Annotated in this window: 24 protein-coding genes; 13 read left to right on the forward strand and 11 right to left on the reverse strand. The window is 61.3% G+C overall.

The window, feature by feature from the left end; translation table 11 throughout:
- Positions 1-57: 57 nt before the first annotated feature.
- Positions 58-1,605 (forward strand): SulP family inorganic anion transporter, encoded by a 1,548-nt coding sequence (locus HX821_RS05620; protein ID WP_008439613.1) that lies wholly within the window; start codon positions 58-60, stop codon positions 1,603-1,605.
- Between the two features lie 129 nt (positions 1,606-1,734).
- On the opposite strand, the gene HX821_RS05625 is transcribed toward HX821_RS05620, so the two are convergent.
- Entirely contained in the window at positions 1,735-2,382 is a 648-nt protein-coding gene (locus HX821_RS05625) for a hypothetical protein (RefSeq protein WP_003214855.1), read from the reverse strand.
- Positions 2,383-2,750: 368 nt separating this feature from the next.
- Between HX821_RS05625 and coxB the strand changes: the two genes are divergently transcribed.
- The 4 genes from coxB to HX821_RS05645 all read left to right on the forward strand — a co-directional run bounded on the left by coxB (position 2,751) and on the right by HX821_RS05645 (position 7,142).
- The gene (gene coxB, locus HX821_RS05630; protein WP_177035391.1) at positions 2,751-3,878 is read left to right on the forward strand and encodes a cytochrome c oxidase subunit II; all 1,128 of its coding nucleotides are present in this window, start codon (positions 2,751-2,753) and stop codon (positions 3,876-3,878) included.
- A 58-nt stretch (positions 3,879-3,936) separates the two neighbouring features.
- Positions 3,937-5,526: a cytochrome c oxidase subunit I gene (gene ctaD / locus HX821_RS05635; RefSeq protein ID WP_003214853.1), complete on the forward strand. Its 1,590-nt coding sequence runs from the start codon at positions 3,937-3,939 to the stop codon at positions 5,524-5,526.
- Between the two features lie 141 nt (positions 5,527-5,667).
- A complete protein-coding gene (locus tag HX821_RS05640; protein WP_008439615.1) occupies positions 5,668-6,219 on the forward strand; it encodes a cytochrome c oxidase assembly protein in 552 nt (183 codons plus the stop codon).
- Positions 6,220-6,254: 35 nt separating this feature from the next.
- Entirely contained in the window at positions 6,255-7,142 is an 888-nt protein-coding gene (locus HX821_RS05645) for a cytochrome c oxidase subunit 3 (protein WP_003214849.1), read from the forward strand.
- A 6-nt stretch (positions 7,143-7,148) separates the two neighbouring features.
- On the opposite strand, the gene HX821_RS05650 is transcribed toward HX821_RS05645, so the two are convergent.
- Entirely contained in the window at positions 7,149-7,352 is a 204-nt protein-coding gene (locus tag HX821_RS05650) for a twin transmembrane helix small protein (RefSeq protein ID WP_010168612.1), read from the reverse strand.
- Between the two features lie 84 nt (positions 7,353-7,436).
- On the opposite strand from HX821_RS05650, the gene HX821_RS05655 reads away from it, so the two are divergent.
- Genes HX821_RS05655 through HX821_RS05675 form a run of 5 tightly spaced genes read left to right on the forward strand, consistent with a single transcriptional unit; the run spans position 7,437 to position 11,354 of the window.
- Entirely contained in the window at positions 7,437-8,180 is a 744-nt protein-coding gene (locus HX821_RS05655; protein WP_177035392.1) for an SURF1 family protein, read from the forward strand.
- Positions 8,146-8,745 (forward strand): hypothetical protein, encoded by a 600-nt coding sequence (locus HX821_RS05660; RefSeq protein ID WP_177035393.1) that lies wholly within the window; start codon positions 8,146-8,148, stop codon positions 8,743-8,745. The genes HX821_RS05655 and HX821_RS05660 overlap by 35 nt, the downstream gene beginning before the upstream one ends.
- Positions 8,746-8,755: 10 nt before the next feature.
- Positions 8,756-9,835 (forward strand): heme A synthase, encoded by a 1,080-nt coding sequence (locus HX821_RS05665; RefSeq protein ID WP_177035394.1) that lies wholly within the window; start codon positions 8,756-8,758, stop codon positions 9,833-9,835.
- Positions 9,823-10,722, forward strand: a complete 900-nt coding sequence (cyoE, locus tag HX821_RS05670) for a heme o synthase (protein WP_003214839.1) — start codon at positions 9,823-9,825, stop codon at positions 10,720-10,722. Before HX821_RS05665 ends, cyoE begins: the two co-directional genes overlap by 13 nt.
- Complete coding sequence (locus tag HX821_RS05675) at positions 10,719-11,354, forward strand: SCO family protein (RefSeq protein WP_008439627.1); 636 nt, start codon at positions 10,719-10,721, stop codon at positions 11,352-11,354. The genes cyoE and HX821_RS05675 overlap by 4 nt, the downstream gene beginning before the upstream one ends.
- A gap of 212 nt (positions 11,355-11,566) precedes the next feature.
- Here the strand turns inward: HX821_RS05675 and HX821_RS05680 are convergent, their stop codons facing one another.
- The 3 genes from HX821_RS05680 to HX821_RS05690 are packed head-to-tail and all read right to left on the reverse strand — an operon-like array spanning position 11,567 to position 14,073.
- The gene (locus HX821_RS05680; RefSeq protein ID WP_003214835.1) at positions 11,567-12,340 is read right to left on the reverse strand and encodes a MetQ/NlpA family ABC transporter substrate-binding protein; all 774 of its coding nucleotides are present in this window, start codon (positions 12,338-12,340) and stop codon (positions 11,567-11,569) included.
- 51 nt (positions 12,341-12,391) lie between these two features.
- Complete coding sequence (locus HX821_RS05685; protein ID WP_003214831.1) at positions 12,392-13,066, reverse strand: methionine ABC transporter permease; 675 nt, start codon at positions 13,064-13,066, stop codon at positions 12,392-12,394.
- On the reverse strand, positions 13,066-14,073 hold the full coding sequence (locus HX821_RS05690) for a methionine ABC transporter ATP-binding protein (RefSeq protein ID WP_003214829.1): 1,008 nt from the start codon (positions 14,071-14,073) through the stop codon (positions 13,066-13,068). Before HX821_RS05690 ends, HX821_RS05685 begins: the two co-directional genes overlap by 1 nt.
- Before the next feature lie 268 nt (positions 14,074-14,341).
- Between HX821_RS05690 and katE the strand changes: the two genes are divergently transcribed.
- Positions 14,342-16,483, forward strand: coding sequence for a catalase HPII (gene katE, locus HX821_RS05695; RefSeq protein WP_177035395.1), 2,142 nt, complete (start codon positions 14,342-14,344; stop codon positions 16,481-16,483).
- A 112-nt stretch (positions 16,484-16,595) separates the two neighbouring features.
- Here the strand turns inward: katE and HX821_RS05700 are convergent, their stop codons facing one another.
- From HX821_RS05700 to HX821_RS05715, 4 genes are read right to left on the reverse strand one after another with little or no spacing between them, the layout of a single operon-like run.
- Positions 16,596-17,315 carry a PA5502 family lipoprotein gene (locus HX821_RS05700; protein WP_003214825.1) on the reverse strand — a complete coding sequence of 240 codons (720 nt, stop codon included), beginning with the start codon at positions 17,313-17,315 and terminating at the stop codon, positions 16,596-16,598.
- A gap of 37 nt (positions 17,316-17,352) precedes the next feature.
- A complete protein-coding gene (gene znuB / locus HX821_RS05705) occupies positions 17,353-18,141 on the reverse strand; it encodes a zinc ABC transporter permease subunit ZnuB (RefSeq protein ID WP_003214823.1) in 789 nt (262 codons plus the stop codon).
- Positions 18,134-18,919 carry a zinc ABC transporter ATP-binding protein ZnuC gene (gene znuC / locus HX821_RS05710; RefSeq protein WP_003214821.1) on the reverse strand — a complete coding sequence of 262 codons (786 nt, stop codon included), beginning with the start codon at positions 18,917-18,919 and terminating at the stop codon, positions 18,134-18,136. The genes znuB and znuC overlap by 8 nt, the downstream gene beginning before the upstream one ends.
- The gene (locus tag HX821_RS05715) at positions 18,919-19,401 is read right to left on the reverse strand and encodes a Fur family transcriptional regulator (RefSeq protein ID WP_003214819.1); all 483 of its coding nucleotides are present in this window, start codon (positions 19,399-19,401) and stop codon (positions 18,919-18,921) included. Before HX821_RS05715 ends, znuC begins: the two co-directional genes overlap by 1 nt.
- A 58-nt stretch (positions 19,402-19,459) precedes the next feature.
- Between HX821_RS05715 and HX821_RS05720 the strand changes: the two genes are divergently transcribed.
- Entirely contained in the window at positions 19,460-20,389 is a 930-nt protein-coding gene (locus tag HX821_RS05720) for a zinc ABC transporter substrate-binding protein (RefSeq protein WP_008439631.1), read from the forward strand.
- A 127-nt stretch (positions 20,390-20,516) separates the two neighbouring features.
- Here HX821_RS05720 and HX821_RS05725 read toward each other — a convergent pair whose 3' ends face one another.
- Both HX821_RS05725 and HX821_RS05730 read right to left on the reverse strand, forming a co-directional pair.
- On the reverse strand, positions 20,517-21,470 hold the full coding sequence (locus HX821_RS05725) for a homoserine kinase (protein WP_087694550.1): 954 nt from the start codon (positions 21,468-21,470) through the stop codon (positions 20,517-20,519).
- 56 nt (positions 21,471-21,526) lie between these two features.
- Positions 21,527-21,817 (reverse strand): DUF2782 domain-containing protein, encoded by a 291-nt coding sequence (locus tag HX821_RS05730; RefSeq protein WP_003214814.1) that lies wholly within the window; start codon positions 21,815-21,817, stop codon positions 21,527-21,529.
- A 74-nt stretch (positions 21,818-21,891) separates the two neighbouring features.
- Here HX821_RS05730 and polA point away from each other — a divergent pair, with 74 nt between their 5' ends.
- Entirely contained in the window at positions 21,892-24,684 is a 2,793-nt protein-coding gene (gene polA / locus HX821_RS05735) for a DNA polymerase I (RefSeq protein WP_177035396.1), read from the forward strand.
- The last annotated feature ends 216 nt before the right edge of the window (positions 24,685-24,900 follow it).

A 24,900-nucleotide genomic window follows, 5' to 3' on the forward strand; every position in this document is an offset into this window, starting at 1 on the left:
CTGCCATTCGAGCAGCCAGGCTTTGCCACGCCCGGCGAATGCCTCGGGAGAGTCATTATGCGTGCTGCTCAATTGAAAGCTGTGCTGCCACGGGAGCTGCTGGCTTCCGTGGTTGTGTTTCTGGTCGCCCTGCCGCTGTGCATGGGGATCGCCATCGCGTCCGGAATGCCTCCGGCCAAAGGCTTGATCACCGGGATCATCGGTGGCCTGGTGGTCGGTTGGCTGGCGGGGTCGCCGTTGCAAGTCAGCGGTCCGGCGGCAGGTTTGGCGGTGTTGGTGTTTGAACTGGTTCGCCAGCATGGCATGGCCATGCTCGGGCCGATCCTGTTGCTGGCGGGCTTCCTGCAATTGGTGGCCGGGCGTTTGCGCCTGGGCTGCTGGTTCCGCGTGACTGCGCCTGCAGTGGTGTACGGGATGCTGGCGGGGATCGGGGTGCTGATTGTCCTGTCGCAAGTACACGTGATGCTCGACGGTGTGCCAAAGCCCTCGGGGCTGGATAACCTTGCCGGCTTCCCTGCGGCACTGATCCAGGCGATCCCCACATTGGGCGGCGGGCTCGGCTGGCAGGCCGGTTTGCTCGGGCTGTCGACGATTATGGTGATGTGGCTGTGGGACAAGTTCCGCCCGCAAAAGCTGCGCTTCGTCCCCGGCGCCCTGCTCGGCGTGGGTTTGGCGACAGTCACCAGCCTGGTGCTGGCGTTGCAGGTCAAGCGGGTGGAGGTGCCGGAAAATCTCGCGGATGCCATCGATTGGCTGCGCCCCAGCGACCTGCTTAACCTGGCGGATCCCAATCTGTTGATCGCGGCCTTCGCCGTGGCATTTATCGCCAGCGCTGAAACGCTGCTTTCGGCGGCGGCAGTCGACCGTATGCACAGTGGCCAGCGTTCCGACTTCGACAAGGAATTGTCGGCACAAGGTGTGGGCAACATGCTGTGTGGCCTGGTCGGCGCCCTGCCGATGACCGGTGTGATCGTGCGCAGTTCGGCCAACGTCCAGGCCGGAGCTACCACGCGTTTGTCGGCGATGTTCCACGGCTTGTGGCTGCTGGCGTTCGTGCTGTTGCTGTCCAGTGTGCTGCAAAGCATTCCGGTGGCAAGCCTGGCGGGTGTGCTGGTGTACACCGGGATCAAGCTCGTGGACATGAAGGCGTTTCGTGGCCTGGCGCGCTACGGGCGAATGCCGATGTTTACCTACGCGGCGACGGCGCTGGCGATCATCTTTACCGACCTGCTGACGGGTGTGTTGGTGGGCTTCGGGTTGACGCTGGTGAAGCTGGCGTTCAAGGCCTCACGCTTGAAGATAAGCCTGATCGACCTGCCGCAGGAGGGCGAGATGGAGCTGCGATTGACGGGGGCCGGGACCTTTCTCAAGGTGCCTGCATTGACCCAGGTGCTGTCGACGGTACCCGCCGGGACCACCTTGCATGTGCCGCTCAGTAACCTGAGTTATATCGACCACTCCTGCCTTGAGCTATTGGAGGAATGGGGTCGGGCCAATGCGGCCAAGGGCTCGAAGCTGATGATCGAGGCGCGGGGGTTGAAGCGCAGGTTGGAAGGACGGGTAAGAACGACGACCGGAATAGGCTCGGCGCCGTCTGTTGGCTGACGAAATCGGATCAAAATGTGGGAGCGGGCTTGCTCGCGAAGGCGCAGTGTCAGTCACTGAATGTGTTTCTGATACACCGCTTTCGCGAGCAAGCCCGCTCCCACATTGGATCTTTGCAAGCCGGCAAATCTAAGCTGGCTGGTCCAGCTCAAGACCCACGCCCAACTGCCGCGACAGGCACGGCCAGCGCTTCCAAGCCGCTTCCGTGTCCGGGCTCTTGAGCTTGTCGCGGTAGGCTTCGACCGACTCCAGCGCAAAACTCTCCTCGTTAAGCATCTCATCCACCGCGTGGTGCACCGCCTCATCCAGCTGATTGGCAAACGCCTCGCCGATCAATTGGTGGGCAATCACGTTCGCCACAGTGGTATCCAGCGGAATCAACGGCTGGCCGAAGTGCTTGATATACAGATCGTTGACCTCTTCCACCAGGCGATGCGCCAGGTAAGCCTCATCCAGCAAACCGTCCAGGCCTTCATGCCCGGCCAGGATCGCCGGCGGCTGCAGGAAGAAATGCTCGGCGATTTTCAGCACCGGTTTGATCTGGCTTTCAATACCGGCTTCGCGGGCGACATCGTTGGCCGCGTCCAGCAGATCGGGGACCTGGTCGATGTAGGCGCTTACAAAACGCGTCATCACGCCCTTGGCGTCGACGTCAGGCACGGAAATCGCCGGGTGCAGGTGCGGTAACTGAACTTCCAGCTGCTGAGCAAGCTGGCCAGTGCTGGATTCGTGTTGATGGGCACGGGAAATCTGCTCGCGCAATGCGGCGGTGTTCATGAAAGCTCCAGTGATGCAGGCGTAGGAAATAGGGAGAGCATAAGGTAGCTCGTTTATACGAGAGCCTAAGACGCATTTGTCATAATTATTTCATGGTTATGCGCTGGCGTTATATCAAATTGCCATCGTTCGTCGGATAACGCGCGCCACCGGTCCTGTTGTGTGGTCCGTTTCCTCATTTTCGTTCATTTGCCCGATCACATTGCGGGGTGGCGGTCGCTGTCTATACTCGATTTTGTACGCAATTAGCTGATGACGCCCGACTGCATGAGCAGGCAAGGCCTGGCGGTTGTAAGCAGTATGGAAGCCGCTCCCTTGGCCGCAGGTGCAAACCGGCGGGATAACAAGAATGATAAGGGGAACCCGCAATGACGCGACATCCACATGTTTGGATGGGCCTCCTGTTGTGGTCAGTATTCGGCCAGGCGCAAGCCGCCTGGACAACGAATATGGCGCCAGGGGCCACTGAAGTCAGTCACGCCGTGTTTGACCTGCACATGACCATTTTCTGGATTTGTGTGGCGATTGGCATCGTCGTGTTTGGCGCGATGTTCTGGTCGATGATCGTTCACCGGCGCTCCACGGGACAGGTGGCAGCCAAGTTCCACGAGAGTACGACGGTGGAGATTCTCTGGACCGTGGTGCCCTTGCTGATCCTGGTGGCGATGGCCATTCCGGCCACCAAGACGCTGATCAACATCTACGACAGCACTGAGTCGGATATCGATATCCAGGTCACCGGCTACCAGTGGAAGTGGCATTACAAATACCTGGGCCAGGATGTCGAGTTCTTCAGCAACCTGGCCACGCCCGCCGAGCAGATCCATAACCAGGCCGTCAAAGGCAAGCATTACCTGTTGGAAGTCGACCAGCCGCTGGTGCTGCCGGTGGGCGCCAAGGTGCGTTTCCTGGTGACCGCTGCGGACGTGATTCACTCCTGGTGGGTGCCGGCGTTTGCGGTGAAGCGTGATGCGATTCCCGGCTTCGTCAACGAGGCCTGGACCCGCATCGAAAAACCCGGCATCTATCGCGGCCAGTGCGCTGAACTGTGCGGCAAGGACCACGGCTTCATGCCCATCGTGGTGGAGGTCAAATCCAAGGCCGACTACGACACCTGGCTCGGCGAGCGTAAGGAAGAGGCCGCCAAGCTCAAGGAGCTGACCTCCAAGGAATGGACCCTGGATGAGCTGGTGGCTCGTGGCGACAAGATCTACCACACCACCTGCGTCGCCTGTCACCAGGCCGAAGGCCAGGGCCTGCCGCCGATGTTCCCGGCGCTCAAGGGCTCACCTATTGCCACCGGGCCCAAGGAAGACCACCTGCACCGCGTGTACTTCGGCAAGCCCGGCACCGCCATGGCGGCGTTCGGCAAGCAACTGTCGGAAGTCGATATCGCGGCGGTCGTGACCTATGAACGTAACGCCTGGGGCAACAACAAAGGCGACATGGTCACGCCTAAAGACGTGCTGGCTCTGAAACAGGCGGAAAGCAAATGACTTCCTTCATTGCATATTCCCTGAACCGTCCCGCCCACTCGTTCGCAGGAGAAAGGCCATGAGCGCTGTGATCGATGACCACGGTCATGCCGGTGACCACGCTCACGGCCCCGCCAAGGGCCTGATGCGTTGGGTACTGACCACCAACCACAAAGACATCGGCACGATGTACCTGTGGTTCAGCTTCTGCATGTTCCTGCTTGGTGGCTCGTTTGCCATGGTGATCCGTGCCGAGCTGTTCCAGCCGGGTTTGCAGATCGTCGAGCCGGCGTTCTTCAATCAGATGACCACCATGCACGGCCTGGTGATGGTGTTCGGTGCGGTGATGCCAGCGTTTGTCGGCCTGGCCAACTGGATGATCCCGTTGATGATCGGCGCGCCCGACATGGCCCTGCCGCGCATGAACAACTTCAGTTTCTGGCTGTTGCCGGCGGCGTTCCTGATGCTGGTTTCCACCCTGTTCATGCCCGGCGGCGGGCCGAACTTCGGCTGGACCTTCTACGCCCCGCTCTCCACCACTTACGCGCCGGAAAGCGTGACGTTCTTCATCTTCGCCATCCACTTGATGGGCATCAGTTCGATCATGGGCGCGATCAACGTCATCGCCACCATCCTCAACCTGCGCGCCCCCGGCATGACGTTGATGAAAATGCCGCTGTTCGTCTGGACCTGGCTGATCACCGCGTTCCTGCTGATCGCGGTGATGCCGGTACTGGCGGGCTGCGTGACCATGATGCTGATGGACATCCACTTCGGCACCAGCTTCTTCAGTGCCGCCGGTGGTGGTGACCCCGTGCTGTTCCAGCATGTGTTCTGGTTCTTCGGCCACCCCGAGGTGTACATCATGATCCTGCCGGCGTTCGGTGCCGTCAGCTCGATCATCCCGACCTTCTCGCGCAAGCCGCTGTTCGGCTACACCTCGATGGTGTACGCCACGGCGAGCATCGCGTTCCTGTCGTTCATCGTGTGGGCGCACCACATGTTCGTGGTGGGCATCCCGCTGGTGGGCGAGCTGTTCTTCATGTACGCCACGCTGCTGATCGCGGTGCCCACGGGCGTGAAAGTGTTCAACTGGGTCAGCACCATGTGGCAAGGCTCGCTGACCTTCGAGACGCCGATGCTGTTCGCGGTGGCCTTCGTGATTCTGTTCACCATCGGCGGTTTCTCCGGGCTGATGCTGGCCATCGCCCCGGCGGACTTCCAGTACCACGACACCTACTTCGTGGTGGCGCACTTCCATTACGTACTGGTGCCTGGGGCGATCTTCGGGATCTTCGCCTCGGCCTACTACTGGCTGCCGAAATGGACCGGTCACATGTACGACGAAACCCTGGGCAAGCTGCACTTCTGGCTGTCGTTCGTGGGGATGAACATGGCGTTCTTCCCGATGCACTTCGTAGGGCTTGCCGGCATGCCGCGTCGGGTGCCGGACTACAACCTGCAGTTCGCCGACTTCAACATGGTCTCTTCCATCGGTGCCTTCACCTTTGGCGCGACGCAGATCTTCTTCCTGTTCATCGTCATCAAGTGCATCCGTGGCGGCCCGCCTGCGCCGGCCAAGCCGTGGGATGGCGCCGAAGGGCTGGAGTGGAGCATTCCTTCGCCCGCGCCGTACCACACCTTCACCACGCCACCGGAGGTCAAATGAACACCTCCCTATCCTGTGGGAGCTGGCTTGCCTGCGATGGCATCACTTCGGTGTACCTGAACGACCGAGTTGCCAGCATCGCAGGCAAGCCAGCTCCCACAGAAAGGCCATTCGCAGAACATTCATTCGCAGGTGGCCGCCATGCTTGAGTCCGTGCCTATCAAGCGCCTGGTCACGCGCCTGCTGATCCTGGTGGTGGCGATGTTCGCCTTCGGGTTTGCCCTGGTGCCGATCTACGACGTGATGTGCAAGGCGTTCGGCATCAATGGCAAGACCGCCGGGCAGTACGAAGGCGAGCAGGTGGTGGACCCGACGCGGCAGGTGCGGGTGCAGTTCCTGTCCACCAATGCCATCGATATGGTCTGGGAATTCCACTCCAAGGCCGACGAGGTGGTGGTCAATCCCGGCGCAGTCACCGAGATGCTGTTCGTGGCCTACAACCCCACCGACAAGCCGATGACCGCCCAGGCGGTGCCGAGCATTTCGCCGGCCGAGGCGGCGATGTACTTCCACAAGACCGAGTGTTTTTGCTTCACCCAGCAAGTGCTACAGCCAGGTCAGCGCATAGAGATGCCGGTGCGCTTCATTGTCGACCGCGACATGCCCAAGGATGTGAAGCATTTGACCCTGGCGTACACGCTGTTCGATATCACCGCGCGCCAACCGCCCGTGGCTGTCCATACCGGCGGCTAGGCGTTGCTTGCGGGCTCGATTAGGAGAACGAATACATGTCGACTCATGATACGTACTACGTACCAGCGCAAAGCAAATGGCCAATAATTGCTACGTTGGGGATGCTGATCACGGTGTTCGGATTGGCGACCTGGTTCAACGATTTGAAGGCCGCACGCCCGGAATCCCACGGCCCGCTGATCTTTTTCGTCGGTGGCTTGCTGCTGGCCTACATGATGTTTGGCTGGTTCGGCGCGGTGATCAAGGAAAGTCGCGCCGGTTTGTACAGTTCGCAGATGGACCGCTCCTTTCGCTGGGGCATGACCTGGTTCATCTTTTCCGAAGTGATGTTCTTCATCGCGTTTTTCGGTGCGCTGTTTTATGTGCGGCACATGTCGGCGCCGTGGCTGGCGGGCGAAGGCCACAAGGGCATCGCGCACATGCTGTGGCCGAACTTCGAATTTGCCTGGCCGCTGCTGAACAATCCTGACCCGAAAATGTTTCCGGCGCCCAAGGGCACCATCAGCCCGTGGGGCTTGCCGCTGATCAACACGATCTTGCTGGTCAGCTCCAGCGTGACCATCACTATCGCCCACCATGCCTTGCGCAAAGGCCATCGCGGCGCACTGAAGATCTGGCTGGCGATCACCGTGTTGCTGGGTTGGGCGTTTCTCGGGTTCCAGGCCGAGGAATACATCCATGCCTATAAGGAGTTGGGCCTGACCCTGGGTTCCGGCGTGTACGGCGCGACCTTCTTCATGCTCACCGGCTTCCACGGTGCCCACGTGACCATCGGCACGATCATTTTGTTTGTGATGCTGATGCGCATCCTGAAGGGGCATTTCAACAACGAACACCAGTTCGGGTTCGAGGCGGCCAGTTGGTATTGGCACTTTGTGGACGTGGTGTGGATCGGGCTGTTTTTCTTCGTTTACGTGCTTTGAGGTGTTTCACCAGGGCGCATGAGATACCAGCTGGCCGCTGAAGAAACCCCAGGTGATCAACCCCAGGGTGATCACGGCCAGCACCACACGCACGGTCAAGGCAGTGACGAGGCGGTTGGAGTTGCCCTCGTCCTTGACCAGGAAGAACAAGCCACTGAACAGGCTCACGACGGTAGCAATCAGCATCAGGGCAATGGCTGCTTTGAGCATGGTGGGCTCCGGGGCGCTTTTTTGGAGGGGGCGAGCAATGAGATTCAGTATAGCCAGCGCAGCACCGACCTCTGCGGCAATGCCATGAAACCCTTTCGCCCCGGTATTGCGCCGACGCTGGTGGTACTCGTGCTGCTGCCGTTACTGGTATTTCTCGGCTTTTGGCAGCTGTCTCGCGGTCACGAAAAACAGGCGCTGCTGGACACTTACGCCGAGCGCCGCGTTGCCGAGCCCATGAGCAGTACGCAACTGCAGGCCACCGAAGATCCGGCATTCCGTCGTGTGCATTTGCGCGGGCAGTTCGATGCCGAGCACAGCGTGTTGCTGGATAACCGCTTTCGCGACGGCAAGGTTGGTGTGGAGCTACTGCAACCTTTCCATGATCAGGCCAGCGGCCAGTGGCTGTTGCTCAATCGTGGCTGGCTGCCCTGGCCGGACCGCCGTGCACCGCCGGTTTTCACCACTCCCGAACAACTGTTGAATCTCGACGCCTGGGTCTATGTGGCGCCTGGCGAGACCTTCCAGTTGCATGCCGATCCGGCGGGCGCACAGTGGCCACGATTGTTGACCGCGCTGCATCCCGCAGCGCTGTGGACCGAGTTGGGCCGCAGCGGATTCGCCTATGAAGTGCGGGCTGAAGCGGGCCCTGGCACTTTCGAAACCAACTGGCCCGTGGTCGCCATGGGCCCGGAAAAACACCTGGGCTATGCCGTGCAGTGGTTCGCCATGGCGGTGGCGCTGTTCGGCCTTTACCTCTACCTCGGATGGCACAACACAAAAAAGGAGAAGCGCCATGGGAGCGGCCATGAATCCACTCAACATATCTGACGCGCCGGCAGCGCCCAATCGGCGCAAGGGCCGCTGGCAACTGATCCTGATCCTGCTGATGGTGGTCGGCCCGATGGTGCTCGCCACCTTTATGTACAAATTGCAGTTCTGGGTGCCGGACAGCCGCAGCTACCACGGCGAGATGATCGGCAATGGCCAGACCCGTGCCGACATTGGCGTGCAGGCTGACGAAGACCGCTGGCAACTGCTGGTCACCGCGCCCACCGCTTGCGCCGCCGACTGCCAGCAACTGGTGTACCTCGCACGCCAACTCCAGATCGGCCTGGGCCGTGATGCCTCCCGCGCCAGCCACGCCCTGGCCAGTGCGCAGCCGGTCAGCACCGCGTATGACGCCAAACTCAAGGCCGAATACCCGCAACTGCAACGCTATTCCCTGGACCTGTCGACCTTCAACAAAGACGCCGCCGCCCAAGGCAGCGGCGATGCCCAGCTGTGGATCGTCGACCCCCACGGCAACCTGGTGCTGCGCTACGACGCCCGGGTCAAGGGCAAGGACCTGCTCAACGACCTGCGCCTGCTGCTGAAACTGTCGAACATCGGATAAGGACACCGTCATGGCCAAACCTGGATTTCGCCTCGCGCTGTTTGCCACCCTGCTGGCCCTGATCGTGGTGCTGCTGGGCGCCTATACCCGCCTCACCCACGCGGGTCTCGGTTGCCCGGACTGGCCGGGTTGCTATGGCTTTATCAGCGTGCCGAAAAGCGAAGCCCAGCTGGCCCATGCCGAACTGCATTACCCGGACACTCCGGTCGAGGCGGACAAGGGCTGGAACGAGATGACCCACCGTTACTTCGCCGGCACCCTCGGGCTGTTGATCGTGCTGCTGGCGGCGCGCGCCTGGACCCATCGGCATCATCCGGGCCAGCCGTTGAAGCTGCCGTTGTTCCTGTTGGCGGTGGTGTTCGCCCAGGCGGCGTTTGGCATGTGGACGGTGACGCTGAAGCTCTGGCCGCAAGTGGTCACCGGGCATTTATTGGGCGGGTTTGCGACGTTGAGCCTGCTGTTCTTACTGACGCTGCGATTGTCCGGCGTATTGCCGGCGCTGATCGTGCCCAGGCGTTTGCAGTATTGGGCGACGGCCGGGCTGGTGCTGGTGATCGGCCAGATCGCGCTGGGTGGGTGGGTCAGCTCCAACTACGCAGCCGTGGCGTGTATCGACCTGCCGACCTGTCACGGGCAATGGTGGCCGGCGGCGGATTTCGCCAATGGCTTTCACCTCACCCAGCATATCGGCCCCAATTACCTCGGCGGGCAACTGGACAGTGATGCGCGCACGGCGATTCACCTCACCCACCGGATTGGCGCGCTGCTGGTCACTGTCGTGTTGCTGGGCCTGGCCTGGCAGCTCAAGGTGGTCGGCATGACCCGCCTGGCGGGCCTGTTGCTGATCGCCCTGACGGCGCAACTCTGCCTGGGCCTGAGTAACGTGTACTTCCACCTGCCGCTGCCGGTTGCGGTCGCGCATAACGCCGGCGGCGCGGCGTTGCTGCTGACGCTGGTGCTGGTCAATTACCACGCCCGCACCAGCCTGGTTCGGGTGCGACATCAGTTGCCGTTCGGCTGGCGCTTCAGCCCGCGTAAACACGTGTCGGGCCTCATAACCATTAAAGGAGAGATGCCATGGCGACCTTGATCAGCGAGCGTCACAGCCAGGCGATCTGGCGTGACTATCTGGAGCTGACCAAGCCAAAAGTGGTGGTGCTGATGCTCATCACCTCGCTGGTGGGCATGTTCCTCGCCACCCGCGCCGGGGTACCGTGGCCGGTGCTGATTTTCGGCAACCTGGGGATCGCGCTGTGTGCCGGCGGCGCGGCGGCGGTCAACCATGTGGTGGACCGGCGCATTGATGCGCTGATGGCGCGTACCCATAAGCGCCCGCTGGCGGAAGGGCGCGTATCGCCTGTGGCGGCGCTTGTTTTTGCGATGGTGCTGGCGGTGGCCGGGCTGGCGCTGTTGCTGGCGTTTACCAATCCGCTGGCCGCCTGGCTGACCCTGGCCTCGCTGTTGGGTTATGCGGTGATCTACACCGGCTTTCTCAAGCGTGCGACGCCGCAGAACATCGTTATCGGCGGCCTCGCCGGCGCCGCGCCGCCGTTGCTGGGTTGGGTTGCCGTCACTGGCCACGTCAGCGCCGAGCCGTTGCTGCTGGTGCTGATCATCTTCGCCTGGACCCCGCCGCACTTCTGGGCCCTGGCGATTCACCGCAAGGAGGAATACGCCAAGGCCGACATCCCGATGCTGCCCGTGACCCACGGCGAGCACTACACCAAGGTGCATATCCTGCTCTACACCTTCGCCTTGCTGGCGGTCAGCCTGATGCCCTATGTCATCCACATGAGCGGCATGCTGTACCTGGTGTGCGCACTGGTTCTGGGCGGGCGCTTTCTGCAATGGGCCTGGGTGCTGTACCGTGGCAGTCGGCCGCACGCGGCGATCAACACCTTCAAGTACTCTATCGGGTACCTGTTCATGCTGTTTATCGCCCTGCTCGTAGATCATTACCTATTGTTGAACCTATGACTCGAACTCAAAAAACTGTCTTCATTCTGGTGGCCATTGTCGCGTTGATCATGGGCCTGACCGTCAACAAAGTCCTGAGTGGCAAAGGCCAGGGCGACCCGACGGCCTTGATCGATGCCGGCATCATCCTGCTGCCGCAAAGCCGTCAGTTGCCACCGGTGACCATGACCAACCAGGACGGCCAGCCGGTGGTGGTCAACGAGCTGAAAGGCAAGTGGAGCGTGCTGTTCTTCGGCTACACCTTCTGCCCGGATATCTGCCCGACCACCCTCGCCCAACTGCGCCAGATCAAGAGCGAGCTGCCCAAGGACGTTGTGGATAAGTTGCAAGTGATTTTGGTCAGCGTTGACCCGAACCGCGATACACCGGCGCAACTCAAGCAGTACCTGGGCTACTTCGATCCACAGTTCGAGGGCCTGACCGGTGCGAGTGTGGACGATGTGCAGAAGGTTTCGAATGCGGTGAGCATTCCGTTTATTCCGGCAGACACCAGCAAGCCCAACTACACCGTCGACCACAGCGGCAACCTCGCGCTGATCGGGCCGGATGGAACGCAACGCGGGTTTATCCGGGCGCCGTTGAACAACCAGAAGCTGGTGGCGCAGTTCCCGGGGTTGTTGCAGCGTAAATAAGCCTGCCGACCATTTTCTGAGCGACACAAATCAAATGTGGGAGCGGGCTTGCTCGCGAAGGCGGTGTGTCAGTCAACAGATGTATCGACTGAACCACCGCCTTCGCGAGCAAGCCCGCTCCCACATTGGTTTGGATCGTTCCCACGCTCTGCGTGGGAATGCCGCACTGGACGCTCTGCGTCCGCTTTTTCGATCGGGGTTTCGGCCTTGGATCAGAACGCCGGCAGGATCGCGCCTTTGTACTTCTCAAGAATGAACGCTTTCACTTCCGGGGTGTGCAGGGCTGCTACCAGCTTCTTCACCGCGTCCGAATCCTTGTTGTCTTCGCGGGTCACCAGGATGTTCACATAAGGCGAGTCGTTGCCTTCGATCACCAGTGCGTCCTTGGAGGGGTCCAGCTTGGCTTCCAGGGCGTAGTTGGTGTTGATCAGCGCCAGGTCGACCTGGGTCAGCACGCGCGGCAGGGTGGCGGCTTCCAGTTCGCGGAATTTCAGGCCTTTCGGGTTTTCAGTGATGTCCTTGATGGTCGACAGGATGTTGGTCGGGTCCTTCAGGGTGATCAGGTTGTGCTTGGCCAGCAGCAACAGCGCACGGCCGCCGTTGGTGGCGTCGTTCGGGATCACGACGTTGGCGCCGCTTGGCAGGTCTTCCAGCTTCTTGTACTTGCTGGAGTAGGCGCCCAGAGGCTCCAGGTGCACAGCGCCAACGCTCACCAGATGAGTGCCCTTGGCTTTGTTGAACTCATCCAGGTACGGCTGGTGCTGGAAGAAGTTGGCGTCCAGGCGCTTTTCGGCTACCTGTACGTTTGGCTGAACGTAGTCGGTGAAGACTTTGACCTGCAGGTCCACGCCTTCCTTGGCCAGAGCCGGCTTCACGAATTCGAGGATTTCAGCGTGCGGCACCGGGGACGCGGCCACGGTGAGGGTTTCGGCGGCGTGGGCGGAGAACGCGGCAACGGCGGCGAAAGCAACCAGTAGTTTTTTCATTCAACAAGCTCCTTGTTCGGGAATTGGCCGGCTTAACGCCGGCAATAGCCGTTATTTTCGAGAAAAGTGCACCACCAGCTTGTCGCCGACGGTTTGCAGAATTTGTACCAGGATCAGCAGCAGCACCACGGTGACCACCATCACGTCGGTCTGGAAGCGCTGATAACCGAAGCGGATCGCCAAGTCACCCAGGCCACCGGCACCCACTACACCGGCCATGGCCGTGTAGGAAACCAGTGTAATCGCCGTCACCGTAATCGCCGCGAAGATGCCGGGGCGGGCTTCGGGCAGCAACGCGTTGGTAATGATCTGGCGAGTGGTCGCGCCCATGGCCTGGGTCGCTTCGATAATCCCGCGGTCCACTTCACGCAGCGCGGTTTCCACCAGGCGCGCAAAGAACGGCGTGGCACCCACCACCAGTGGCGGAATTGCACCGGCAACACCCAGCGAGGTGCCGGTGATCAGCACCGTGAACGGGATCATTACGATCAACAGGATAATGAACGGCAGCGAACGCAGGATGTTCACCACCAGCGACAACAGCGCATAAACATTCTTTTGTTCGAACAGCTGACGCGGGCTGCACAGGAACAGCAGCACGCCCAACGGCAAGCCCAGCAATACGGTGAACAGCAGCGAGCCGAACAGCATGGTCATGGTGTCGCCGGTGGCGAGCAGGATTTCCGACCAGTCGATGTTCGAGAAAAAGCTCAAGAGGATTTCCATTAGCGCAGCACCTCCATATGGACGTCTGCCGCGGTGAAGGCGGCGAAGGCGGCCTCCATGTCACCGCCGGTGACGGCGAGGGTCAGTTGCCCGTAGGGAATGTCTTTGATGCGGTCGATACGACCGGCGAGGATGCTGTAGTCCACACCCGTGTCGCGGGCGACGGTACCCAGCAGCGGCGCGTAGGTCGCTTCGCCCTGGAACGTCAGGCGCACGATGCGCCCCGGTACATGGGCGAAGTCATCACGCTGTTCGCCTTCGTCGACTTGCTCGGATTCCTGCACGAAGCGCTTGGTGGTCGGGTGCTTGGGGTGCAGGAATACGTCGGCGACGGTGCCTTGCTCGACGATCACGCCGGCGTCCATCACGGCCACGTGGTCGCACACGCGGCGGATCACGTCCATTTCATGAGTGATCAGCACGATGGTCAGCTTCAGCTCGCGGTTGATCTCGGCCAGCAGTTGCAGGACCGAGGCCGTGGTCTGCGGGTCGAGGGCGCTGGTGGCTTCGTCGCACAGCAGGATTTTCGGCTTGGTGGCCAGGGCGCGGGCGATGCCGACGCGCTGCTTCTGGCCGCCCGACAACTGCGCCGGGTACTTCTTGGCGTGGTCGGACAGGCCGACCCGGGCCAGCAATTCGGCCACGCGCAGGTCGATTTCCTTGCGGGAAAGTTCGCCCGCGAGGGTCAGCGGCAGCGCCACGTTGTCGGCAACGGTCTTGGATGCCAGCAGGTTGAAGTGCTGGAAGATCATCCCGACCTGTTGCCGGAAACGGCGCAGGCCGTTGGCGTCGAGGGCGGTGACTTCTTCGTCATCGACCTTGATCTGGCCGCCGCTGGGTTGCTCCAGGCGGTTGATCAGACGCAGCAAAGTACTTTTTCCCGCACCGGAATGGCCGATCAGACCAAACACCTGGCCATTTTCGACGCGCAGGTTGGTGGGATGCAGTGCGGGGATATCCTTACCGGCGACCCGGTAGGTTTTATGGACGTTATGAAACTCGATCACGTAGCGAACCTTGTGGGGCGCATTAAAAAGGGATCAGCGGTTAGCCGGGCGCGCATTTTAGCCTGTCCGTATAGCGTTTCTTAGCATTTATTTCTCATCCGACCAGCGATTTGGCAATAACGCGATCAAAGGTCATAAAAAAGGAACGGTACAAAACCGTGTCAGTCACTACATAAGCAACTCGAAACTCCCAGGTGCCGTGCCTGGGGTTTTGCTCAAGAAGAGCCGGGGATCGCTCTGGCCTACGCAAACGAGGAGTTTTTGTCTGATGAGTACTAAAAAGCCAGTTACCCCGCCCAAGAGCGAACTTGCGGGCACCGACACTCTGGACCGTGGCAACACCAACGCCAAGCTGCAAAGCCTGGAAACATTCCGCTCCGACGCGACGGGCCAGGCGCTGCGCACCAACCAGGGCGTGAAGGTTTCCGATAACCAGAACAGCTTGAAGGTCGGCTCCCGTGGCCCATCGCTGCTGGAAGACTTCATCATGCGTGAAAAAATCACGCACTTTGACCATGAGCGGATTCCGGAACGCATCGTCCATGCCCGGGGCACCGGTGCCCACGGCTATTTCCAGACCTATGAAAATCATTCGGCGCTGAGCAAGGCCGGGTTCCTGCGTAACCCGGAACATAAAACCCCGGTATTTGCGCGCTTTTCCACGGTTCAGGGCCCACGCGGCTCCGGCGATACCGTGCGTGACGTGCGTGGGTTTGCCGTGAAGTTCTTCACCGACGAAGGTAACTTCGACCTGGTGGGCAACAACATGCCGGTGTTTTTCATTCAGGACGCGATCAAGTTTCCTGACTTCGTGCATGCGGTAAAACCTGAGCCCCACAACGAGATTCCTACCGGCGGCTCAGCCCACGATACGTTCTGGGATTTTGTCTCGCTGCAGCCGGAGTCGGCGCACATGGTGATCTGGGCCATGTCTGACCGGGCCATTCCAAAAAACCTACGGACCATGCAGGGGTTTGGTGTACACACCTTCCGCCTGGTGAACGCCGAGGGTAAATCCAACTTCGTCAAATTCCACTGGCGGCCTACCGTTGGCACCTGTTCCCTGGTGTGGGACGAGGCGCAGAAGCTGGCGGGCAAAGACACGGACTTCCACCGTCGTGACCTGTGGGAATCCATTGAAAGTGGCGATTACCCGGAGTGGGAATTGGGCGTGCAGATCATCGCCGAAGAGGACGAGCATAAGTTCGACTTCGATATTCTCGACCCGACCAAGCTGATCCCCGAAGAGCTGGTGCCGATCACGCCGTTGGGCAAGATGGTGCTCAACCGCAACCCGGACAACTACTTTGCCGAGACCGAGCAAGTGGCGTTCTGCCCGGGGCATATCGTGCCGGGCATCGACTTTTCCAATGACCCGCTGCTGCAAGGCCGTCTGTTTTCCTACACCGATACGCAGATCAGCCGACTGGGCGGGCCGAACTTTCACGAGTTGCCAATCAACCGTCCGGTAGCGCCGTTCCATAACGGCCAGCGCGATGCCATGCACCGCACCACCATAGACAAGGGCCGCGCGTCCTACGAGCCGAACTCGATTGATGGCGGCTGGCCGAAAGAAACTCCGCCTGCGGCGCAGGACGGTGGTTTTGAGACGTATCCGGAGCGTATTGATGCCCACAAGATCCGTGAGCGCAGCGAGTCGTTCGGTGATCACTTCTCCCAGGCGCGCCTGTTTTTTCGCAGCATGAGCAAGCACGAGCAGGAGCACATCATCGCCGCCTACAGCTTTGAACTGGGCAAGGTGGAGCGTGAGTTTATTCGCGCTCGCCAGGTGAACGAGATCCTCGCCAACATCGACTTGGAACTGGCCAAGCGTGTGGCGCAGAACCTGGGCTTGCCAGCACCGACTAAAGGTACGGTGCCAGAGCGCAAGACGTCTCCGGAACGCTCGCCAGCGTTGAGCCAGGCCAATTTGCTGTCGGGTGATATCAAGACCCGCAAGGTGGCGATTCTGGCGGCGAACGGTGTTGATGGTGCGGAGATTGATGCCTTGAAGAAGGCGCTTGAGGCCGCAGGTGCGCATGCGAAGTTGCTGGGGCCTACCTCGGCGCCGGTAACGACGGCGGATGGCAAGAGCCTGCCGGTGGATGCTTCCATGGAAGGCTTGCCTTCGGTGGCGTTCGATGCGGTGTTTGTGCCGGGTGGCGCCAAGTCGGTTCAGGCGTTGAGCGCTGATGGTGTGGCGTTGCATTACCTGCTGGAGGCCTACAAGCACTTGAAAGCAATTGCCCTGGCCGGTGAGGCGAAGCAGTTGCTGGATGTGCTGAAGCTTGAGGCGGATGCGGGCTTGATTGTGGGCGGCGACGCGAAGGCGTTTAAGGCGTTCTTTGCGGCGATTGCCCAGCATCGGGTCTGGGATCGGGAGCCGAAGGCTAAAGCTGTTCCGGCTTAAGGTATCGGTTGTTTGTTAGATCGCTTTCGCGAGCAAGCCCGCTCCCACATTTGACCGCATTCCAAAGTTGGAACTCGGTTAAATGTGGGAGCGGGCTTGCTCGCGAATGGCGTTATTCAGTCTTACGCGGAATCAGCACGACCTGCGCCGGAACCTTCTTCAGGATCTGCCGGTGAATCTTCAGGTCATACCCCGAATCGATGCGCTTCACCCGTTTGGTCAGCAACGTGGCCAGCCATGGGTAATCTTCGGTGCGCGGCGCCTGGATGCTCACATCGCACTGGTAATTCACCACATCGGTGGCGATCTCATCCAGTTGATGGCGCAGCGCCTCGATATCGGTGAGGTTCAGCGCAACCGTAGTGCTTGGCGCTGCCGGGTCGATGACCTTGGCCGGCGGCTTGGCTTCGGCGGCTTTCAGAGCGGCCTCGGCTTTGTCCAGCTCGACTTTACGGGCATGGGCGATCGCACTGTTGACGCCACCGGTCAGCGCCGGAGCCTTGGGCATCAATGCCCGTGCGCGGCTCAGGGCCGTCGCGGCAGCGTTGACATCACCCTTTTGCAGGACGATCTGGCTGCGCTGCAAATAGGCTTCGGCCAGTTGGCGCTGATAAGGCTCCAGCGCCGGATCGTTGGGCGACTGGGCCTGCAAGGCGGCCAGCTCGTCTTCGGCGGTGGCCAGTTCACTGCTGGCGAGGTTTTGCTCCAGCTGTGCGATGGCCGCAGCACGTGCGTCCGGCGCCTGGGGGGCGGCGGGCGGGGTGCTTTGGCAGGCGCCCAGCAGCAAGGAAAATGCGGCAAGGAGCAGATAACGGGCGTTGAACAGCTTCATTCCTGCGACTCTCTAATTGCGCAAAAAGCGAGCAAGTCTACACCCCACGACGGGGCAGGACAAAACTCAGCAGAAACAGGGCGGCCGCCGTGACCACAATCGACGGCCCGGCCGGGGTGTCCTTGAACCAGGACAGCGCCAGGCCACCACACACCGCGAGCATCCCCAGAAGGCTGGCGCCGAGCGCCATTTGCTCCGGCGAGCGGGCGTGACGCTGGGCCGCAGCAGCCGGGATGATCAGCAGCGATGTGATCAACAATACGCCGACAATCTTCATCGCGACAGCGATCACCACGGCGATCAGCAGCATCAGGGTCATGCGCAGCGCCGCCACGGGCAAGCCTTCGACGGTGGCCAGTTCTTCGTGAACGGTGATCGCCAGCAGCGGGCGCCACAGCGTCACCAGCAGCACCAGCACTGCCGCGCTGCCGCCTAGAATCCACGCCAGGTCGGTGGGGCTGATAGCCAGCAGGTCGCCGAACAGGTAGGCCATCAGGTCGATACGCACTTCATGCATGAAGCTCAGCACCACCAGGCCCAGGGACAAGGTGCTTGGGGCCAGGATGCCCAGCAGGGTATCGGAGGCCAGCGGCTGACGCTGTTGCAGGGTCACCAGCAGCACAGCCAGCAGCAGGCAGCCGACGGTGACGGCAATGGTCGGGCTCACATCCAGCAGAAATCCCATGGCCACGCCCAGCAGCGCAGCGTGGGACAGGGTGTCGCCAAAATAGGCCATGCGCCGCCAGACCACGAACGAGCCCAGTGGGCCCGCCACCAGCGCCAGAGCCAAGCCTGCCAGCAGGGCGTAGAGCAGAAAATCAGCCATGCTTGCAGCTATCTCCATGAACGTGGGTGTGGGATGCGGTGGAGTCATCGACTACAGCGCCATGCAGGTCATGGGCGTGGTCGTGATGGTGGTGGTAGATCGCCAGGCTCTGGGCGTTCTTGCCGAACAGCTCGACAAAAGCCGGATCGCCGCTGACCTGTTCCGGGTGGCCGGAACAGCACACGTGACGATTGAGGCACACCACCTGGTCGGTGGTGCTCATCACCAGGTGCAGGTCGTGGGAGACCATCAGCACGCCGCAACCATGGCGGTCCCGCAGGCGGGTGATCAGGCTGTACAGCTCGGCCTGGCCGGCGACGTCGACGCCTTGCACGGGTTCATCCAGTACCAGCAATTCCGGCTCGCGCAGCAGGGCGCGGGCCAGCAGCACACGCTGCATTTCGCCACCGGAGATGCTTTGCACCGGGCTGTCGATCACCTGTTCGGCGCCCACTTCCTTGAGGGCGGACTGTGCGCGGGCACGGTCGACACCGGGCACCAGGCGCAGGAAGCGCAGCACCGAGAGGGGCAAGGTCGGGTCCACATGCAGCTTCTGCGGCATGTAGCCAACTCGCAGCTTCGGCTTGCGCCACACGCTGCCGCTGTCGGGCTTGAGCAGGCCGAGTACGGCGCGCACCAGGGTGGTCTTGCCGGCACCGTTGGGGCCGATCAGCGTGACGATCTGACCTGGCTCGACGCTCAGGGCGATGTTGTCCAGCACGTTTTGCCCGGCGAACGTGACCCCGACCTGCTCCAGGCGGATTAACGCAGTGCTCATCAAGCCCCCTGGCAGCCCGAGCACACACCGACGACTTCGACGGTTTGCCCTTCGACCTTGAAGCCGACGTCGCCGGCGCTCTTGATGATGCTGTCGCTGATGCTTTTTTGCTCAAGTTCGATGGCGGCGTGGCACTCGCGGCAAATCAGGAACTGGCCCTGGTGCGCGTGTTCCGGGTGGTTGCAGCCGACAAAGGCGTTGAGCGATGAGATGCGGTGCACCAGGCCGTTGTCCAGCAGGAAGTCCAGCGCGCGGTAAACCGTGGGCGGCGCGGCGCGGCGGCCGTCCTGCTCGCTGAGCACGCCGAGGATGTCGTAGGCACCCAGCGGCTTGTGGCTTTGCCACACCAGCTCCAGCACCCGGCGACGCAGGGCGGTCAGGCGCAGGCCTTGGCGCGCGCACAAGGCGTCGGCCTCTGACAGTGCGCTGTGCACGCAGTGAGAGTGGTCATGGGGACGGCTGGCAAGCGGTGTTTTAGGCATGAGCGGCGACAGATATTTGTGAGAGACGTTATTATGTTACCTGTTCCTGCCTCCTTGAGTGGTCATCGTGTCCAGACTTTTTCCCGTTTTTGTCGTATTTGTCACCAGTTTGCTGCTTGCCGGTGCCGCTCAGGCGGAGGTTCGGGTGCTGACCAGTATCAAACCGTTACAACTGATTGCTGCTGCTGTGCAGGATGGCGTGGCGATTCCCGAGGTATTGCTGCCGCCGGGCGCTTCGCCGCATAACTATGCGTTGCGCCCTTCCGACGTACGGCGCGTGCAGTCGGTGGACCTGCTGTATTGGATCGGCCCGGACATGGAAAGCTTTCTGCCGCGTGTCTTGAAAGGCCGCAGCTTGCCGACGGTGGCGGTGCAGGACCTTCCGGGAATGAAACTGCGTCGGTTCGCCGAAGATAGCCACTCCCATGCTGAAGATGCCGACGAACATGATCATGACCATCGCCCGGGCAGCCTGGATGCGCATTTGTGGCTGTCGACGGTCAACGCCCGGGTGATTGCGAACCGCATGGCGGCGGACCTCAGCGCTGCCGACCCGGCGAACGCCGAGCGTTACCAGAGCAACGTGAAGGCCTTTGATGGCCGTATGGATGCACTGGACGCGCGCTTGAAGGCACGTATGGCGGACGTCGCCGGCAAGCCGTACTTCGTGTTCCATGAAGCCTTCGATTACTTCGAAGATGCCTACGGCCTCAAGCACACCGGGGTGTTCAGTGTGGCCGCAGAAGTGCAGCCGGGTGCCCAGCATGTGGCAGCGATGCGTACGCGTTTGCAGGAAGTGGGCAAGACTTGTGTGTTCAGCGAGCCGCCGTTGCGCCCGCGCCTTGCGGAAACGCTGGTGGCGGGTTTGCCGGTGAAGCTGGCGGAGCTGGATGCGTTGGGCGGCTACACGCCGGCCTCCGCCCAGGGGTATGAGCAGGTGCTGGAGAAGCTGGGGAATGACCTGGCTGGGTGCCTGGAGTCGCTCTGACAGACGCCGCATAACCACTGTGGGAGCGGGCTTGCTCGCGAATGCGGTGCATCAGTCAGCGCATCTGGTGACTGAAACTCCACATTCGCGAGCAAGCCCGCTCCCACATTTTGATCGCGTACGATCTTTACAGCGCGAACGGCAGCGGGGTCTTGACCTGCTGGCGTTGCGCCAGGCGCACCTGAAACTCGCGCGGGTCGTGAATCAGCACGTCCTGCCCGGCGAACGATTCCGCCGCAATCAGGCGTGACAGCCAGAACCGCACACAGGCCACACGCAGCATGGTCGGCCACAGCTCCGCTTCCTTGGCGGTAAACGGCCGCAAGCCCGCATAAGCCCCCAGCAACGCCCGCGCCCGTTGGCCGTCGATCACGCCGTCGGCGTCCGAGCACCAGTCGTTCAGGGCGATCGCCACGTCGTACAGCATCGGCCCCGAGCAGGCGTTGTAGAAGTCGATCAGCCCGGTCAGGTGCGTGCCTTCGAACATCGCGTTGTCGCGAAACAGGTCGGCGTGGATGTTTGCCCGGGGCAGCGTGAGGATCTGCGCCTTGTGCGCCTCGATCTCATCCAGCGCCGCTTGCAACAGGCCGCGTTGTTCCGCGTCGAGGTGCGAGATCAGTTGCGCGCCTTCGCTGAGCATCCAGTCCAGCCCGCGATCGGTCTTGCGTTCCAGCACCTTCTCGCCTTGGGTGGCCAGGTGCAGGTGCCCGAGCAATTCGCCCACTTGCACGCAATGCTGGGCGTTGGCGTCCTTGATGTGCTTGCCCGCCAGGCGCGGTTGCAGCAGCGCCGGTTTGCCCGCCAACTCGCGCAAGGCCACGCCGTCGGTGGTACGCAGGGCGTAAGGCACTGGCAAATCAGCGTCGTGGAGCACGTCCAGCAGTTCGATGAAGAACGGCATTTCCTGCACGGGGCCGCGCTCGACCAGGGTCAGGACAAATTCGCCCTGTTCCAGGCTGATGAAGAAATTGGTGTTTTCACTACCAGCGGCAATCCCCTGGAAATCAAGCAGGCGGCCGAGCCCGTAAGGGGCAAGAAAGGTTTCCAGCTCGGGCCGAGCCAGGGGGGTGAACACAGACATGGTTAAAACTGCCGTTACGGGCGCTGCGGGGGGCAGCGCCGATTAAAGTTAAGAAATCATTTCCATTCGAAGATCTTCCATGACGGGATCAGCATATCCGGCTGGTCAGAGCGGATGAAGTTCGCATCGGTTCCGTCCGCGCGCACCAGGAAGTAAGGCGGAAAGCCTTTCTGGGTCACCTTGATTGCGTACAGGAAACCATTCTGGCGGTATTCCTGAATGGTCTTGTCGCCTTCCGTGCGAATGGTGACTTCCGGGTCGCCCGAAGGGGCAGTATCTGCCGCCATGGCCACCATCGGAGTGAGTGCAATCAAGCCGGTCAACAACAAGCGATTTACTGTACGCATGATAACCTTGTCCCTTTGTCGTCATTGGTCCGGCTATTCTAGCGCCTGACCCGCCGAAAAGGTTGATCCTGCTCATGAGCCAAGCCCCCCTCGTCCTGGTGGACGGTTCTTCTTACCTGTACCGCGCCTTTCACGCGCTGCCGCCGCTCACCACTTCCAAAGGCCTGCCTACCGGCGCGGTCAAGGGCGTGTTGAACATGCTCAAAAGCCTGCGCAGGCAATACCCGAACAGTCCGTTCGCGGTGGTGTTCGACGCCAAGGGCGGGACATTTCGCGATGAGCTGTACGCCGAATACAAGGCCAACCGCGCGAGCATGCCCGATGACATGCGCGTGCAGATCGAGCCGCTGCACCAGAGCGTGATCGCCCTGGGCTTCCCGCTGCTGTGCGTCGAAGGCGTCGAAGCGGACGACGTGATCGGCACCCTGGCCCGCAGCAGCGCGGCCGCCGACCGTCCGGTGGTGATTTCCACCGGCGACAAGGACATGGCGCAGCTGGTCGACGGGCACATTACCTTGGTCAACACCATGACCGGTAGCGCCATGGACGTTGAGGGCGTGAAGGAGAAATTCGGTGTCGCTCCCGAGCAGATCATCGATTACCTGGCGTTGATGGGCGATTCGTCCGACAACATCCCGGGCGTTCCGGGCATTGGTCCGAAGACGGCTTCCGGCCTGTTGGTAGGCGTCAACGGCGGCTTGAAGGAGCTCTACGAGCAGCTCGATATCGTGCCGACCTTGCCGATTCGTGGTGCCAAGACCCTGGTCGCCAAACTGGAAGAGCATAAGGCGAGTGCGTTCCTGTCCTACGAGCTGGCGACGATCAAGATCGACGTGCCGCTGGACGTGGGCCTGGATGATTTGCACCTGATCGAGCCGGATCGCGAGAAGCTGCTGGAGCTGTATACGCTGCTGGAGTTCAAGAGCTGGATTGACGAGATTCAACGCGATGCCAAGCGCGTCGAGTTGAGCGCTGCTCCTTCGGCCGCGGTCGCCGAGGAAGCGGTTGAGGTGGTCGCGCCGGTTTCTGTGGAGCCGGTGTACGAAACCATCCTCACCCAGGCCCAGTTCGATGTCTGGCTGAAGAAGCTCAACGACGCCAAGCTGTTCGCCTTTGATACCGAGACCACCGGGATCGACGCCCAGAAAGCGCAACTGGTGGGTGTGTCGTTTGCCGTGCAGGCCCATGAAGCAGCCTACATTCCGCTGACCCACTCCTACATCGGCGCGCCGGAACAGCTGGATCGGGACACCGTGCTGCTGGCCCTGAAGCCGTTGCTCGAAGACCCGGAAAAACTCAAGGTCGGCCAGCACGCCAAGTTCGACATGAACATCCTGGCCAACTGCGCCATCGGTGGTGACCCGGCACACGGCATCACCGTGCGCGGCATTGCCTTCGACACCATGCTTGAATCCTATGTGCTGAACTCCGTGGCGACGCGCCACGACATGGACAGCCTGGCGAAGAAGTACCTGGACCACGACACCGTCAGCTTCCAGGACATCGCCGGCAAAGGCGCCAAGCAGCTGACCTTTGACCAGATTGCCCTGGAGCAAGCCGGCCCTTACGCGGCGGAAGACGCGGATGTGACCCTGCGTTTGCACCAGGAACTGCACAAGCAGCTTGCCGCTATTCCTACCCTGGCCAGCGTATTGTCCGACATCGAGATGCCGCTGGTGCCCGTGCTGGCGCGCATTGAGCGTCAGGGCGCCCTGGTGGATGCCGCCTTGCTGGGCATCCAGAGCATCGAGCTGGGCAACAAGATGGTCGACCTCGAGCGCCAGGCGTATGAGATCGCCGGCGAGGAATTCAACCTGGGCTCGCCCAAGCAGTTGGGTGCGATTCTCTACGAGAAACTCGGGCTGCCGGTGTTGAAGAAGACCGGCAAGGGCCAGGCCTCGACGGCCGAGGAAGTCTTGGCCAAATTGGCTGAAGACGACTACCCACTGCCGAAAGTGCTGATGCAGTACCGCAGCATGAGCAAGTTGAAAAGCACCTACACCGACCGTTTGCCGGAGCAGATCAACCCGCGCACCGGTCGCGTGCACACCTCCTATCACCAGGCCGTAGCAGCAACCGGGCGCCTGTCCTCCAGCGATCCAAACCTGCAGAACATTCCGGTGCGTACCGCTGAAGGCCGGCGTATCCGCCAGGCATTTGTCGCGCCCAAGGGCTACAAGCTGCTGGCGGCGGACTACTCGCAGATCGAGCTGCGCATCATGGCGCATTTATCGAAGGACGAAGGCTTGCTGAATGCGTTCCGCGACGACCTGGACGTGCACACCGCCACGGCGGCCGAGGTGTTCAAGGTTGAGTTGGCTGAGGTCACGTCCAATCAGCGTCGCAGTGCCAAGGCGATCAACTTTGGCCTGATCTACGGCATGGGCGCCCAGAAGCTGGGCAAGGACATCGGCGTCGACACCAAGACCGCCAAGGCTTATATCGATGTGTACTTCGCCCGTTACCCGGGGGTTCGCGAGTACATGGAGCGCACCCGTGCCCAGGCGGCTGATCAGGGTTATGTGGAAACCCTGTTCGGGCGCCGCCTGTACCTGCCGGAGATCAATTCCAACAAGCCTCAGGAGCGTGCTGGCGCCGAGCGTACGGCAATCAACGCGCCGATGCAGGGCACTGCGGCCGATATCATCAAGAAGGCCATGGTCAAGGTCGACAACTGGCTGACGGACTCGGGCCTGGACGCCAAGGTCATCCTTCAGGTGCACGATGAATTGGTGCTGGAGGTGCGTGAGGACCTGGTGGCTGAAGTCAGCGCGAGGATTCGTGAACACATGAGCGAGGCGGCAAAGCTGGATGTGCCGCTGGTGGTAGACGTCGGCGTGGGCGACAACTGGGACGAAGCGCACTAAACCTGGGGCCTGGGCCGCGGCATCATGCCGCGGCAGCGCTTTAGATCGGAAAACGCGGCGGGTTATTTCCAATAGTTTTTTGAACGTGCCGGAACTTAACCCGTGAATTGCTACTCAGAGTTACTGAATGGGTGGTGAAGCCCTTCAATGCTCCTATGTTGTGTTAAGTGTTGGCAGATATCTGGACCCCGCCCTAGCGGTCCGGAACTTGGACCC

Source organism: Pseudomonas sp. B6001 (assembly GCF_013386015.1).
Lineage (GTDB): Bacteria > Pseudomonadota > Gammaproteobacteria > Pseudomonadales > Pseudomonadaceae > Aquipseudomonas.